The organism is Flavobacterium cyclinae, from assembly GCF_021172145.1.
In the GTDB taxonomy this organism is placed as follows: Bacteria; Bacteroidota; Bacteroidia; order Flavobacteriales; family Flavobacteriaceae; genus Flavobacterium; species Flavobacterium cyclinae.
Genome location: NZ_CP089095.1, coordinates 90,612 through 104,779, shown reverse-complemented (window position 1 = coordinate 104,779; position 14,168 = coordinate 90,612). Strand labels below are relative to the sequence as shown.

Genomic DNA, 14,168 nt, shown 5'->3' with positions numbered 1-14,168 from the left:
TCATAAAGTAGGCTTTTTTATTATTCTAATTTTATTTCATACCAAGGAATATTCAACTTTCCTTCATAAAAATTTATAGTGATTGTATCTCCTTTTTTTATTATTTCATAATCCGATTCGTTCGTGTTTTCTTCTTTTGGCTCTTTTTGATTATTCCATGGTGATACTGTAAGATAATAATTTGTAGATTTTCCTTTCGTAATTCTTTTATCCAACACAATTGTTTTAAATTTCTTAGGTTGAGAATCATCTAAAGCATAATTTAAATTTATCACAGTACCAAAACTGTAGCCAAAAACAATAAAAACAGAAAATATTAAAATGGTTGATGTTCTTTCAAATTTATTAAATACAAACCCTCGGTTATTAATTATTAATGTGAAAAAAAAGCTAAAAGCAATTACAGCGGTTAAAAGCCAAACATTGTCGTAATTATAAATTTTGAAATACATTAAAGCTCTCAAAAAAATAACTGAAGTTGGGGCAAAAAATGCCCAAAAAACGCTTGGATAAACTGCTTCATTCCTTTCATCTAATGTTAACAATCCTTTTGAGAATAAAATTGCTAACAAGCAAAAAATTGGATAAACAATACACAGCAAAATTATGTAATCTGATGTCTTTAAAAGTAGAGTAGTTCCAATGGCTATAATACCTCCCGACCAATTCAAAATTTTAGCTAATCTTTTATATTTCAAAAATTTAGATTCTCTTTCCTCAATGGTCCATCCAAGATCTTGTTTACTTAAAATCTCCTGTTTCTCTTGTATTATTTCAAGCTCATTGAGATTTTTATAATTCCAAATAAGCCAATCATGAAGCTCATTTCTGTTTTCATAATAATTACTAAGTTTTATTCTTGTTTTATTACTTATTGATTCTATGAAAGTGAAATGTTCGGTAATTCGATAACCTTTTATATCATTAAAATAAATTTGTTTGTTATTAAACAATCCTGTTGTGTAAATTTTATTTTTATCAATAACAAATTTTCCAATAATAGTGTTTACAAAAGCAACGATTATCACAAATAACATAGTGACTGATAAAGGCAGAAGAAACCAATAATAAACATCTTTATTAATATCAAAATTAAAATCTGGAATAATTGGGAATAGTAATAAAACCCCAAACGGAATCATTGCTACTGGAGTTAATACACATGTAATGATTCTCCAAACTTTATCAATTTTATATACTTTCATTTTCTAAAGCATATTCGGGATACGTTTCTTTTAAATAGTCTTCTGCTTTGGATGGGATGATTACCAAAATAATATATTCGCATAATGCCATGGAAACAAAAAGTAAACTAAATAATGTAGCTTTTAGTATTCCAATATTATCAGTAAAATCAGTGTTAATTAAAATTTGAACTGGTAGATAACTTAATCCTGCAAAAGAACTATGACCGAAAATAATTTCTTTAAGCAACCATTTTTTTCCTGTTTTTTGGTATTGCTTTTTGTTTTTTCTAGATTGTAAAAATAGGCTTATCCAAAACAAAGTTAATATTCCAAAAAACAAAATTAAGATTAGATTTTCAGAATTAGCATAATTTCTAAAAACGAAAAACATCAAGAAAAATGAAAAAAGGGTTATAACAATCTTAGGAATCGTAAAAAAGGCTTTAAAATGCTGCCAAACAATTTTGTTATATCTTTTATTTAAAGCTTCTTGCCGTTTTTCTACTACATCCATGAACCCAAAAATGCCAAACTTTTTAAACTCCATTTGCAACGCATCTTCAAAAGAAACTTTTGGGTTTTCTTGCCATTGCACTTCAATTGAATTGGCTAAATGATCTACTAACTCGGTTTGCAAATCGTACCATTCTACGTAATGTTGGCGGGTGAATTTGTAAAGACGGTCTATTTGTTCTGGTGTGAGTTTCATTGGAATAAAAATTGGTTTTTCTGTTTAAAAGACTTCATTTCTAAATAATAAAATCGGAGAAAAGCAAAGAAGACAAACAAGAGTATGGAATTGAAAATAACAGACGATATAAATCTTTCATTTGCTGTTATATGTAATGGATTTGCTATTTGATATAATAAAAAAATGATGGAGAAGTTCTTATCTATATAATAAAACTTCTTCTTCCAAGTTATCAAATAATGAAGTATTCCCAAGATCAAATAAGTAAATATTACAATTACATAAAAATAATTTGTGAAATCATTAATCCCGAAATATTGAGTAAAAAAATACACCATTAGATAGGTACAAACTGCCAAAAACAATTGAAATGGTTGAATTACAAATAAGCCAAACTTCTTTAATGGTTCTTTAAAATACAACCCTTCCTCTTTATTCCCTTTTAAAATTTCTCTTTTATTCACCACCATATAACTTTTGAAAGCATCGTAAAAATCTATATTTTCAGCTTCCATTTTTTGTTCCACAGCGGTTGCAACATGGTCAAGCATTTCCATGCGAATGTCGTAATAAATGACTTCGCTGTTTTTAAGGTAATTGTCTATGAATTTTATATTTTCTGCTGTCAACTTCATCTTAAACAAAAATTTGAGTTTTTAATTCCTCTATTGTTCTCTTTCTAATTTCAATGTAAACGAATAGCGAAATCCATAAAAAAGTGAAAACAATTGTCATAAATAATCGTGTTAAAATATGATCAAAGTCTATTGACTCTTTCCCGAAAATTAAAATTGTATTAGATAATTGATAAATAGGAAATAACAGCATTGAAGCAAAATTCAACATGTGAGTTTTTAAAATGTAAAAATTTTTGATTTTTTGAAATTTTTTGAAGTATAAATACTGGGAAAACCCAAAAAACATAAGAGCTGTAGAAATAATTGCATGAACTTTCCTTGGGTCTTCAAAACACTCCAAAAACAATAAATAACCAACAAAAACAGACAAAGTCATCACAATTTTAGGAAATGTAAAATATTCCTTAATCATTTTGTTGTTTAGCTTTCTGGCTTGAATTTGAGCTTGTTTTTGTTTTTCATTCATCATCCCTTTAAAACCTTTTTTGCCAAAGCCTTCAACTTTTGCTTTCAAAACCGCATCTTCAAAAGAAATTTCATTATTTTCTTCCAAAATAGCTTCTACACTTAAAATCATGTGGTCAAGTATTTCCATATAGACTTCATAATACTTGATGTCGAAACTTTTGATGTAGTTTTCAATGTAGGAGATTTGTTTTGCTGTCAACTTCATCTTAATAACTCAATTTAGGATTTACAATCGTTTGCATGTTTTTGATGAATTCTTCTAATTCGGCTAAACGGTTTACGGTTTCTGTGGTGCCTTTTTCGGTAAGTTTGTAGTACTTTCTTAAGCGATTATCTACTTTTTCCACCTCAACATCTAATAAACCATCGGCTTCTAATTTATGCAAAGCAGGATACAAGGCGCCTTCGGTAATATTCAATTCGCCTTTGGTAATTTCTTTTACTTTCTGTGTAATTTCATAGCCATACATTCTGCCTTGCTCTTCTAAAAGCTTCATTATAATGGTGTTTAAACTGCCTTTGTATAATTGAGAGTTTTTCATAAAATTATATTTTCAAAACAAATGTATGCATAATTTTCTTATGCATAACATTCTTAAGTATATTTTTTTGACCTCTATTTTCTATAATCTATCTTCTATTTTCTTGATAAATAGTATTTTTGTAAAAAATAAAATCACATGTCATCATTTTATAAATTAAGCATTAAAGAAATCATTAAAGAAACGGCCGATGCGGTTTCGATTCTATTTAATGTACCAGAAGAATTAAAATCACATTATCAATTCGTAGCTGGTCAATATGTAAACTTAAAAATAACATTAGACGGACAAGAAATTAGAAGAGCCTATTCTATTTGTTCTGCTCCAAAAAGTGGCGAATTACGAATAGCCGTTAAAGCAATAAAAAACGGCTTCTTTTCTAAATTTGCTAATGATAAATTGGCGGTTGGAAACGTTATTGAAGTAGGAACTCCAGAAGGAAAATTCACTTTCGAACCTAAAGCAGAACGTCAGAAAAATTATGCTGCATTTGTAGCGGGAAGCGGAATTACGCCTGTTTATTCGATTTTAAAATCGGTTTTAGAAGAAGAGCCAAATAGTACTTTTGTATTAGTTTACGGAAACAAAACAGAAAAAGACACCATTTTCCACAATCAAATACACGATTTACAATTGCAATATGTGGGTCGTTTGTTTGTGCAATATGTTTACAGTCAATCTACTGCTGATAATGCTTTGTTTGGTAGAATTGATAAATCAACCGTAAATTTCATCTTGAAAAACAAACATGCTGAAATGGAGTTTTCAAAATTCTATTTATGTGGCCCAGAAGAGATGATTAATTTGGTTTCGGATACATTGAAAGAAAATAACGTTTCAAGTTCTGATATTAAATTCGAATTGTTTTCTACTTCATCAAGCGAAGGAGAAACCGTTGCTAGCGCTGATGGTCACACTAAAATTTCGATTTTAGTTGATGATGAAGAAACGACTTTCGAAATGAGTCAAAAGCAAACTTTATTAGAAGCGGCGTTGAAACAAGGTTTAGATGTTCCATATTCTTGTCAAGGTGGAATTTGCAGCAGTTGTATTTGTAGAATTACAGAAGGTGAAGCGGTCTTGAAAAAGAACCAAATTTTATCCGATGCAGAATTAGCAGAAGGATTAACATTGGCTTGTCAAGCACATCCAACAACCGCTACTATTAAAATTGATTTTGATGATGTTTAATTGTTTTTAAACTCTGATGGAGTTTTTCCTGTTGCTTTCTTAAAGGCAGTATTAAAAGAAGATTTAGAATGAAATCCCGCCATATTTGCTATTGTTTCAATTGTGAAATTGGCGGTTTCTTTTTGTACTAAAAGTTGTTTTGCTTCTTCAATTCGAAAAGAGTTGATGTAAGTGGCAAAATTCATTTCGTACTTAGAATTTAAGAAAAGTGACAAATATTTTTCATTACTTCCTATTTTCTTAGCCAATTGATTTAATGTAAGTTTAGCATCTAAAAATGGCTTTTCAGTATTCATTATCGCTATTAATTTTTCTTCTAAACCTTCAAAAAAGGGAGCATATTTTTCAGATTCTTTAGCTTCTAATTGTTCTTGCTGTGCTACAAAATCAAGTTGATCTTGTTTCCAACTAATATAACCAACATATATAAAATAAATAGCAGAATATAATTCAAATGATAATTTAAAAAATCTAGGAACAATACCTGTTAAACTTATCAGTAACAAAATCATAAAAATAATGTACCCAAAAATAAAATGTAGTAATTTTTGTGGATGAATCCCTGGTAAAGTTGCATCCATTTGTTTGTCCCTTTTGTAAATTCTAAAAACAGATATAGATAAAAACAAATAATAAATACTTAATAATGGAAAAACAAAAAGTAAAGCCAGATAATTAGAATATGTAACTAATTTTTCACTTAATTCTCTCATAAAAGGATTCTTATTTGAATCCATATATAACAATGAAAATATATTGATAAATAATAGTAAAAATACAATATAGTAGTGTGATAGTAATTTATTTTTTTTAATTCCAATTAAAAAAGCACTATATAAATAAAAGGTAGGAGGTATTGCTAATAAAAAAACAAAGAAAAGCAACATTATAATATTCGATACTTGTTCTGAAAGCCATGAAATTTTTTCGGTCGATAATAAAAAAAACAATATAGCAAATGCCCAAAGCAACAAATACAATCCTAAAAAACGAACAGCTTTATTGGCCAATTTATTTCCCTTTAATAATAAAAGCAAGCCCAAAACAAAAGCCGTTAATATTGGAATTAATAAAGTCATTAATCTATATTTTTTTGTTTAAATATAAGGAATTTGTTTAAATACAGGGAATACAAACATATAGTATTTTATTATCATGTTCAACAGAAGTAGTTTTGACCTGCATCAAAACACAAATGAATATGAAAAAAATATTTTTAACAATTATCACATTTTGCATTTTGCAATCTTATTCTCAAGTGGGTATTGGAACTACAAATCCGCATCCAAGTTCTATTTTAGACATTAATAGTGCAACACAAGGACTATTAGTTCCAAGACTTACGACTATAGAACGTAACGCTATCAGTGCTCCTGCAAATGGATTAATGATTTACAACACCACCATTTCTTGTTTCGAATTTTTTAATGGTATAACATGGCAATCCCTTTGTAATACAAGTGTAGAACCTACAATTAGTTCAATTCCTTGTAATGCACCTTTTACTGTAACACCTTCTGGAAATGGAGTTGCTGGTTTACCTTATAACAAAACTGTATCAATACCATATTTAGGAGGAAATGGCGCATCTTATTCTGAAGGTACTCCAATTGCTTCAACAGGTGTAACAGGTTTAACTGCTACATTAAATGCCGGAACATTAGCCACAGGATCTGGAAACTTCGTTTTTACAATTTCTGGAACTCCAGACCCTTTTGTATCTATTTCAAATACTGCATCAGCAATATTTAATTTTAGTTTTGACGGAAAAATTTGTAGTTTTTCTGTAACTATAGATAAAGCACGCATTGGTTCAACCATTAATTGTTCTACTGCTGTTGTAGAAAACCCTTCTTCTGGTAGCAATGGAATTCCTTATAATGGAACTATTACAGTAACTTATTCTTTGAGTATACTAACAAATGGAGGAGCATATGCTTCTCAAAACATAAATTCAACAGGAGTAACAGGTTTAACCGCTTCATTACCTGCAGGTTTTGTAAATGCTTCTGGAGGCACATTAGTATTTACTGTAACAGGAACGCCAAATTCAACTGGAAATGCACAATTTAACTTAAGTAACTTTATCAATGGACTTAATTGTTCTGGATCAAATGTTCAAATTGTTATTAGTGGACCTCCAATCGTAAGTAGTTTAAACTGTAGTGGTGCTACACATTCTCCATCATCTGCAACTCAAGGGAGTCCTTATACAGGAACAACGACTTTGCCTTATACAGGAGGAAATGGAGTTGGATATACAAGTCATACTATTAATTCAACTGGGGTTACCGGATTAATTGCCACATTATCTGCCGGAACTTTGACATCTGGGAGTGGTGGAATATTAACATATTCGATATCGGGTATACCTAACTCTTCTGGTTTAGCAAGTTTTGAAGTAAATTTTGGAGGACAAACTTGTGTGTTTTCAATTCCTGTTAACGGACGCGTAATTTCAATTGCATATTTAGATGGAAGTGCTTTTTTCTCTACTTCACAATTTGGACAACAAACAGTTCCTCAAAATTATGGTCCTTCTGGAATTTTTAATACCATTGGTGGAATTCTGCATGATGATTACACTTCAAGTTTTAATTCAGGAGTTTCTCCTCTTACCATGAGAAACACTAGAGAAATAATCGCATGTGGTCCTAATAAAACTGTAGGTTCAAGATCATTATCAGACTGTCAAAGAATAAGAGATTATGTTGCATTAGGAGGTATTGCAATTATTACATTAGATGCTAATAATGCAAATGCGATTACAACTTCAAATAATTACCATGCCGTTTTTGGTGGTACAGGAACTTTTGTAGCAGGATCAAATCCAACAACCGTAAACTCAACTATTGCTTTAAGTAGCAGTTATTGGGGCACTGCAAATGCGGGAGTGGCAATAGAAGGAACAGGAGTAAGTGCTGAATTTAGTGGTACAGCTTATACATTGCCAATTGGCGCACAAGTTCTCGCTAGATTCACTAATGGAAAACCCGCCATTTGGACCTGTGGAGAAGGAAACAGAGCTATTTTTATATGTGATGATGGGTTTTTAAGAAATACAACAAATTTTACAACCATAACCATAAATACTGATCAAGAAAAATTTTTCCATAATCTATTAAAAAATTATATTTTAGTTCATTTAGGATTTTGATGCAAAAATGCTAATTACTAATGGTGAGAAGGAGCTATTTTGCTCCTTTGCTCATCTTAAACTCTGAAGGTGTTAAACCAGTCTCTTTCTTAAAAACACTATTAAAGTTTGATTTAGAATTAAAACCTGAAATATTTCCAATACTTTCAATGGTATAATTTTCATACGCTACATTTAATAATAACTCTTGTGCATGATCAACTCTAAATTTATTTATCAAAGTAGAAAAAGATTCGTTTTGAATTTTATTTATCGCATTGGAAAGATATTTCTCATTTGTTCCAATCATTTTTGCTGCTTTTCTAATAGTGAGTGAATTATCTAAAAACAACTTTTCTTCTTGTAATTTTTCTAAAAAAAGAGCATTTATTTTCTCGTATAGATTTACTTCTTCAATTGGATTAAATCTATTTTTTTGAAGAACAAACATGCTAATAGGGAAGTAAACATAAAAATAAGTTTTTATTAAAAATTTAATAGTGTAAGAATCAAAAAGATAATTTAAAAACCATAAAAAAATAAATAAATTATAAAATAAAGTAAATAGAAATAAATTAGATTGGAAAGCGTTTTTCAAACCTTTTAATTCGTTTAATTGAAACAATAATTTATAACTCAAATAACTGTAATAAACCGTTACAATTGGAAACAAAAAAAGAATTACGATATAGTTTACATAAGTCATTACATTTTCTACTACTTCATAGGTAAATGAAGAATCTTTTTTAGGATTTAAACTAAAAAATACAATAGAAAAAATGTTTATTATAAAAACAGCAACTGGAAGATAAAAATGAGTAAATGGTAATTGACTTTTCTTTTTAATTTGAAGTATTACACCAAATAATAAAGGCGGTAATAATATAAGCCATACAAAAAACAATAAAGCAAAAGTACTAATTAATGATTCACTTAGGCTTAACGATGGCGTAGTCGAAATAAAAAAACTTATAAAAACCAAAAACCAAATTAAATAAAATGCAAACACCATAGATTGTACTTTTTTAACTACAAAAAAGTAAAATGTTATCAAAAATGATAAAAATGATGTAATTGATAAGCCTACTACAAAATCCATAATCTTCAGAAAATATCTTCCAAAGATACTGAAATTTGTACGTTTTCCGTAATTCTGTACATCGTTTTTTATATTATACTATATAATAAAAATACATTTGCACCACGTTAAGATAACCTAAATCTATTATTATGAAAAAGATTTTATTGTTTACTTGTTTAGTATCAACAATGATTAGTTTTTCCCAAGTAGGAATTAACACTACTAATCCAACAGCTACATTACATATTTTTGGTTCAACTACTCCAGGAAGTAGCGGTGGTACAGTAAACTTAATCAATGAAGATTTTAGCAGTTATACTGTAACTCAAAATCACACTACAGACAGTGATTGTACAGGAAATGCTACTCAAGGATGGGTAACCGGTACTGGAAACACAAATGTTAATTGTACTTCATGTACTGGAACTTGGTTGTTTATTAGTTCAGATGCCTTAAACTGTGGGCTTAATTCAACTGCAATTATGAATTTTACAACTGCACCTACAACTACAAGCATCTCAATTAGTTTTGCTTACCGATATAACAACTTTGGAGCTGCACCTGATTCTTTTAGAGCGTATTTATATAACAATACTACTTCTTCACAAGTTGGAGCAAACTTTTTTAATTTAACTGCAGATGCAAATACTACTTATTCTGGAACTGCTACAGTTGTTCCAGGTAATAGTTATTCTTTAAGATTTGAATATCAAGGAAATTACGATTATGGTGCTTCTGTAGATAATGTATTGGTAACCGAAACGGCTACAGCTTCTCCTGGCACCTATAGTTTTAGACTTGAAGATGGAACGCAAGGTGTGGGCAAAGTATTAACTTCTGATGCGGATGGAAATGGATATTGGCAAACTCCAACAGGCGGTGGATCTGGTACAGATAGCCAAACATTAAGCATTGTGGGGAACGACTTAACTATTTCAAATGGAAATACAGTTACCTTGCCTTCTGGTGGAAGTGGAAGTTACACTTTTACAAACGGTTTAACATTAACAAGTTCAACTGTAAGATTAGGAGGTACTTTAACACAAGGAACTACTTTAAATTTAGATACAAATGATTTAACTTTTAGTAGTAGTACATCGGCAGCATTTCCAGGCGAAATGATTATTCAAGGTACCGATAGAAAAATAATGGATACTCGATTTGACGACAACTATATTCATTTTGGAGATGATGCATTTTTAGATTCAGATGATGGAACTACATTTAATGATACAGGTAGTACAACATTTACAAAAGATTTCGTTGCAGGATTTAGTAATTCAAATTCGGGAGGTTCTGCAGTTGCTATAGGATCTATTGAATATTTTGTTGATGGAACCAATGAACTATTTTTTGAAGGTTCTGGTTTTAATCCAATGACAGATGAAACAAGCTCATTTGGAAACACATTAGGAAAAACAAACAGAAGATGGGGTGCAGTATATGCAACAAATGGTGTTATTACAACTTCTGATATGAATTTGAAAACAAATGTACAACCCTTAACATACGGTTTAAAAGAATTATTAAAATTAAATACAATAACATATAATTGGAAAAACTATAAATTAGGAAAAACCACAATCCCCCTAGAGAAACAAGAAAAGAAAATTGGATTTTCAGCTCAACAATTATTGGAAATCTTACCAGAAGTAGTTCAAACTCATAGTTGGGTTCCTGTTAACGAAAATGGAGATTACAAAGAGGTTAAAAACGAACATTTAGGTGTTAATTACAGTGATATTATTCCAGTTACTGTAAAAGCAATTCAAGAACAACAAGCACAAATTGAAGAGTTGAAAAAAGAAATTGATGAATTAAAATTATTGATCAAAGAATTAAAAAAATAGTTTATAGTTTGATTTTTAGTAAAGTCGTGACAATTAATTTTGTTGCGACTTTTCAATTTTATCAATAATTTCTTTAGGTAAAATAGTTCGCATTACATCCTCATAGCCCTCAACCTTCTTGTTTCCATAAATGGAAGTTGGTAGTAACGGATATTTACTTCTATCAGCTGTTACGCAAAAATCATCGGGTTGATTAAATGGTTTAAAACCTGCAAAAGGATGTGTTGCTCCCCAAAGTGTTATCACTTTAACACCGAACATTGCTGCTATATGAGAATTTCCTGAATCCATTGAAAGCATAACATCTAAATTAGAAATCACCTTTAATTCTTCATTAAATCTTAGTTTACCAGCCAATACAATTACATTTTCGTGTTGGTTTTGTAATTGATTTAGCATCAGAATTTCTTTCTCGCCTCCACCAAATAAAAATATTTTTTGGTTTTTATTTTTGGCCAAACCATCAATAACTTGTTGCATTAAATCAATGGGATAGACTTTACTTTCGTACTGCGCAAAAGGTGCAATTCCTATCCATTTCTGGTTTTTTATTCCTGTTATAGAAAGAATTTCATCTGATAAAATTGCTTTATCTGGAAACTGAGGATTCATTAAGTCAACTGAAAAACCAAGTTGTTTCAGGGTTTCAACATGTCTTTCTACCATTGGTTTAACCAGAGCAAAAACTTTATTGGTTAAACTTGTTAATGCTTTCTTTTCGGCTCTACCTTTATCCGTTGCAGCGACTTTTTTTCCGCTTAACAAGAATAAAGTTCGAACAACTTTAGAGCGAAGAACATTGTGTAAATCGGCAACCACATCTATTTTCAACTTTCGTAAATCGGAAAACAAACGAAGTAAACCTAAGAAACCTTTGTGGCGTTCTTTCAAATCAACACCAAAGAAATTCACATTCGGAATTCCATCAAAAAAAGGTTGAAAAAAAGGTCGAGAAACTACCGTAATTTTTACTTCTGGATATTGCAAAACTAAGGCTCTCAACACAGGAACTGTCATTGCAACATCACCCATGGCTGAGAGCCTTATTACCAATATGTGTTTTGGTTTAGACATCAAATGATGACTATTTTTTATTTTGATACAACACCGGGTTTAACTCCTCATCGTTGTACATTTTCATTTGTTTGTACACTTTCATGTATTTGTCACCCGCTTCAATATCTTCAATTAGTTGACTAATTGAAGTAAACATGTCATTTTTTTGGTCTAATAATACATTTAACTTTTCTTGACATTTTGCTCTATGTTCAGCCGTTGCTTCTACACGAGTTGCTTCTTCGTTCATGTGATAAATTTTCAAAGCTAAAATTGACAAACGATCAATTGCCCAAGCCGGACTTTCTGTATTAATTTTTGCATTTGGTTTTACTTGAACATCTTTATATTTGTTTAAGAAATAACTATCGATATATTCCACCATATCCGTACGAACTTGGTTAGAAGCATCAATTTTACGTTTCAAATCTAAAGCTGCAACAGGGTCAATATTTGGGTCACGAACGATGTCTTCGTAATGCCATTGCACTGTGTCTACCCAATTTTTTGCAAACAACAAATATTCAATAGTTCCTTTTTCATAAGGATTTACAACAGGTTGATACACATCATCAATAATGTGGTACGTTTTGATACTTTGTTCAAAAATTGGAAATGCAAATTCAGCAAACATAATAATCGTTTTTAAGTGATTACAAAAATAAGGTTTTTTTGTACTTTTATCCTGAAATTTAAAAGAAAATCCAATGCACATTCATTATATCTCGGAACAGAACAGTATTTTAAATCATTTCTTAGCCCAAATTCGTGATATCCATATCCAAAAAGACAGTATGCGTTTTAGAAAAAATATTGAACGTATTGGAGAAATAATGGCATATGAATTAAGTAAAACATTGGATTACAAAAATATCGATGTCCAAACACCTCTTGGTATCAAACACACTACAACTATTGCAGAACCTGTGGTGTTATGTTCTATTTTACGCGCAGGATTGGCTTTGCATCAGGGTTTTATGAGTTTTTTTGATAATGCAGAAAACGGATTTGTTTCGGCTTATCGTCATCATTATAACAACGATGATAAATTTGAAATTTTAGTAGAATATCAAGCAGCGCCCTCTTTTGAAGGAAAAAATTTAATTTTAATTGACCCTATGTTAGCAACCGGACAATCATTAGTGGCTGTTTTACAGAAATTACATTTAGAACAAAAACCAAAAGAAATTCATATAGCTGTCGTAATTGCAACTCCAGAAGGAATTCAATATTTGGAAGAAAATGTTCCTTCAAATTGTCATTTATGGGTAGCAGCTTTAGATGATAAGTTAAACGAACACAACTACATTGTTCCTGGATTAGGCGATGCAGGTGATTTGGCTTACGGAATTAAATTATAATTGCATTACAAAGAAGAAAATTCCCAACGCCAAAAGAGCATAAACTACAATTTCTTTTAACCAATTATTTTCGATTTTCTCGATAAAATTAGCTCCAATAATAGCTAATGGTCCAAAACAAAATGCCAAACTTCCGTTGTTTTTATTTGCCGAAAGTACATAAATGCCAACACCTAATATAAATGAGAAGATTATTGTTTTGTGTGACGATTGCATATTCAATGCTTTATTTGGTAAATCAAACAAATGAGATACAAAAAAGAATAAACTTATTGATGTAAATAAAGCCAAAGCAATTCTTTGGTAAATATTATCAAAGTAATAAAAATCAAAACTTATATAGGTCTTGTCCAATAATGTACTCATTAATGTATTGTCTAAAATACTATTCGCAAGGAAAAACAAAATAGTTACAGCAAACAAAGCAATGAATGGTATTATCCAATTTCGATAATCTTTTGAAACGTGTAAAATAATGGCAATGAATACCAAAACAATATAAAAAATACTCCAAAAGTGAAACAAAGCAGCAAGAAATATCCAAAAAGAAGCATCAAAAATTTTCTCTTTTGTAAGTAATAACGATTTTAATGAAACCAATCTTCTTAAAGCTAAAAGCAATAAAAAATTAGAAATAATAATGTTTTTATTTTGGAAAATGGAGGAAAAAAATAGTAAAAAAATGAAAAACAACAATAAAGCATAATTATTCCCTTTCGTTAATCCATTCTTAAGCGTAATGAAATTTAAGATGAATAAAGAAGCAAAAAGTAGTAAATATAAACCTAACTCTTCTATGTAATAAAACCAAGAAGTATTAGGTTGTGCTAAAGCAAAAATCCTCGCTGAAAAGAAAAAAAGCGATAAAACTCCAACTAATAAGTAATTAAATGGTCTTGTTTTACTAAAAATGCTTGCTAACATTAGAATATTTTATATTTTTGTGGTGTAAATATAATACTTTATC

The 14,168-nt window shown here is 30.0% G+C and carries 14 protein-coding genes; 4 read left to right on the top strand and 10 right to left on the bottom strand.

Annotated features, from left to right (window positions below; all coding sequences use genetic code 11):
• Positions 1-20 precede the first annotated feature (20 nt).
• The 5 genes from LOS86_RS00515 to LOS86_RS00495 are packed head-to-tail and all read right to left on the bottom strand — an operon-like array spanning position 21 to position 3,526.
• A complete protein-coding gene (locus tag LOS86_RS00515) occupies positions 21-1,205 on the bottom strand; it encodes a hypothetical protein (RefSeq protein ID WP_231842719.1) in 1,185 nt (394 codons plus the stop codon).
• Positions 1,192-1,896, bottom strand: a complete 705-nt coding sequence (locus tag LOS86_RS00510) for a DUF5392 family protein (RefSeq protein WP_231842718.1) — start codon at positions 1,894-1,896, stop codon at positions 1,192-1,194. Before LOS86_RS00510 ends, LOS86_RS00515 begins: the two co-directional genes overlap by 14 nt.
• Positions 1,893-2,513 (bottom strand): hypothetical protein, encoded by a 621-nt coding sequence (locus LOS86_RS00505; RefSeq protein ID WP_231842717.1) that lies wholly within the window; start codon positions 2,511-2,513, stop codon positions 1,893-1,895. Before LOS86_RS00505 ends, LOS86_RS00510 begins: the two co-directional genes overlap by 4 nt.
• Before the next feature lies 1 nt (position 2,514).
• Positions 2,515-3,189: a hypothetical protein gene (locus LOS86_RS00500; protein WP_231842716.1), complete on the bottom strand. Its 675-nt coding sequence runs from the start codon at positions 3,187-3,189 to the stop codon at positions 2,515-2,517.
• 1 nt (position 3,190) lies between these two features.
• Positions 3,191-3,526 (bottom strand): PadR family transcriptional regulator, encoded by a 336-nt coding sequence (locus LOS86_RS00495; RefSeq protein WP_231842715.1) that lies wholly within the window; start codon positions 3,524-3,526, stop codon positions 3,191-3,193.
• A 138-nt stretch (positions 3,527-3,664) separates the two neighbouring features.
• Between LOS86_RS00495 and LOS86_RS00490 the strand changes: the two genes are divergently transcribed.
• Positions 3,665-4,717 carry a ferredoxin--NADP reductase gene (locus LOS86_RS00490; protein ID WP_231842714.1) on the top strand — a complete coding sequence of 351 codons (1,053 nt, stop codon included), beginning with the start codon at positions 3,665-3,667 and terminating at the stop codon, positions 4,715-4,717.
• Here the strand turns inward: LOS86_RS00490 and LOS86_RS00485 are convergent.
• Complete coding sequence (locus tag LOS86_RS00485; RefSeq protein ID WP_231842713.1) at positions 4,714-5,796, bottom strand: helix-turn-helix domain-containing protein; 1,083 nt, start codon at positions 5,794-5,796, stop codon at positions 4,714-4,716. The two genes, LOS86_RS00490 and LOS86_RS00485, sit on opposite strands and share 4 nt — an antisense overlap.
• 122 nt (positions 5,797-5,918) lie before the next feature.
• On the opposite strand from LOS86_RS00485, the gene LOS86_RS00480 reads away from it, so the two are divergent.
• Positions 5,919-7,874 carry a phage tail-like protein gene (locus LOS86_RS00480; protein WP_231842712.1) on the top strand — a complete coding sequence of 652 codons (1,956 nt, stop codon included), beginning with the start codon at positions 5,919-5,921 and terminating at the stop codon, positions 7,872-7,874.
• A 34-nt stretch (positions 7,875-7,908) separates the two neighbouring features.
• On the opposite strand, the gene LOS86_RS00475 is transcribed toward LOS86_RS00480, so the two are convergent.
• Entirely contained in the window at positions 7,909-8,865 is a 957-nt protein-coding gene (locus LOS86_RS00475; protein ID WP_231842711.1) for a helix-turn-helix domain-containing protein, read from the bottom strand.
• Between the two features lie 218 nt (positions 8,866-9,083).
• Here LOS86_RS00475 and LOS86_RS00470 point away from each other — a divergent pair, with 218 nt between their 5' ends.
• On the top strand, positions 9,084-10,784 hold the full coding sequence (locus tag LOS86_RS00470; protein ID WP_231842710.1) for a tail fiber domain-containing protein: 1,701 nt from the start codon (positions 9,084-9,086) through the stop codon (positions 10,782-10,784).
• Between the two features lie 33 nt (positions 10,785-10,817).
• Here LOS86_RS00470 and LOS86_RS00465 read toward each other — a convergent pair whose 3' ends face one another.
• Together LOS86_RS00465 and LOS86_RS00460 are read right to left on the bottom strand one after the other, a co-directional pair.
• A complete protein-coding gene (locus tag LOS86_RS00465) occupies positions 10,818-11,858 on the bottom strand; it encodes a glycosyltransferase family 9 protein (RefSeq protein WP_231842709.1) in 1,041 nt (346 codons plus the stop codon).
• Positions 11,859-11,868: 10 nt separating this feature from the next.
• Entirely contained in the window at positions 11,869-12,474 is a 606-nt protein-coding gene (locus LOS86_RS00460; RefSeq protein WP_231842708.1) for a DUF4254 domain-containing protein, read from the bottom strand.
• Positions 12,475-12,547: 73 nt separating this feature from the next.
• On the opposite strand from LOS86_RS00460, the gene upp reads away from it, so the two are divergent.
• Complete coding sequence (upp, locus tag LOS86_RS00455; protein WP_231842707.1) at positions 12,548-13,201, top strand: uracil phosphoribosyltransferase; 654 nt, start codon at positions 12,548-12,550, stop codon at positions 13,199-13,201.
• Here upp and LOS86_RS00450 read toward each other — a convergent pair.
• Positions 13,196-14,125 carry a DUF6427 family protein gene (locus tag LOS86_RS00450; protein WP_231842706.1) on the bottom strand — a complete coding sequence of 310 codons (930 nt, stop codon included), beginning with the start codon at positions 14,123-14,125 and terminating at the stop codon, positions 13,196-13,198. The genes upp and LOS86_RS00450 overlap by 6 nt on opposite strands.
• Between the last annotated feature and the right edge of the window lie 43 nt (positions 14,126-14,168).

Coding starts and splice junctions, on each gene's coding strand:
- LOS86_RS00515 (WP_231842719.1), bottom strand. CDS start 1,205: ATGAAAGTATATAAAATTGATAAAGTTTGGAGAATCATTACATGTGTA.
- LOS86_RS00510 (WP_231842718.1), bottom strand. CDS start 1,896: ATGAAACTCACACCAGAACAAATAGACCGTCTTTACAAATTCACCCGC.
- LOS86_RS00505 (WP_231842717.1), bottom strand. CDS start 2,513: ATGAAGTTGACAGCAGAAAATATAAAATTCATAGACAATTACCTTAAA.
- LOS86_RS00500 (WP_231842716.1), bottom strand. CDS start 3,189: ATGAAGTTGACAGCAAAACAAATCTCCTACATTGAAAACTACATCAAA.
- LOS86_RS00495 (WP_231842715.1), bottom strand. CDS start 3,526: ATGAAAAACTCTCAATTATACAAAGGCAGTTTAAACACCATTATAATG.
- LOS86_RS00490 (WP_231842714.1), top strand. CDS start 3,665: ATGTCATCATTTTATAAATTAAGCATTAAAGAAATCATTAAAGAAACG.
- LOS86_RS00485 (WP_231842713.1), bottom strand. CDS start 5,796: ATGACTTTATTAATTCCAATATTAACGGCTTTTGTTTTGGGCTTGCTT.
- LOS86_RS00480 (WP_231842712.1), top strand. CDS start 5,919: ATGAAAAAAATATTTTTAACAATTATCACATTTTGCATTTTGCAATCT.
- LOS86_RS00475 (WP_231842711.1), bottom strand. CDS start 8,865: ATGGTGTTTGCATTTTATTTAATTTGGTTTTTGGTTTTTATAAGTTTT.
- LOS86_RS00470 (WP_231842710.1), top strand. CDS start 9,084: ATGAAAAAGATTTTATTGTTTACTTGTTTAGTATCAACAATGATTAGT.
- LOS86_RS00465 (WP_231842709.1), bottom strand. CDS start 11,858: ATGTCTAAACCAAAACACATATTGGTAATAAGGCTCTCAGCCATGGGT.
- LOS86_RS00460 (WP_231842708.1), bottom strand. CDS start 12,474: ATGTTTGCTGAATTTGCATTTCCAATTTTTGAACAAAGTATCAAAACG.
- upp (WP_231842707.1), top strand. CDS start 12,548: ATGCACATTCATTATATCTCGGAACAGAACAGTATTTTAAATCATTTC.
- LOS86_RS00450 (WP_231842706.1), bottom strand. CDS start 14,125: ATGTTAGCAAGCATTTTTAGTAAAACAAGACCATTTAATTACTTATTA.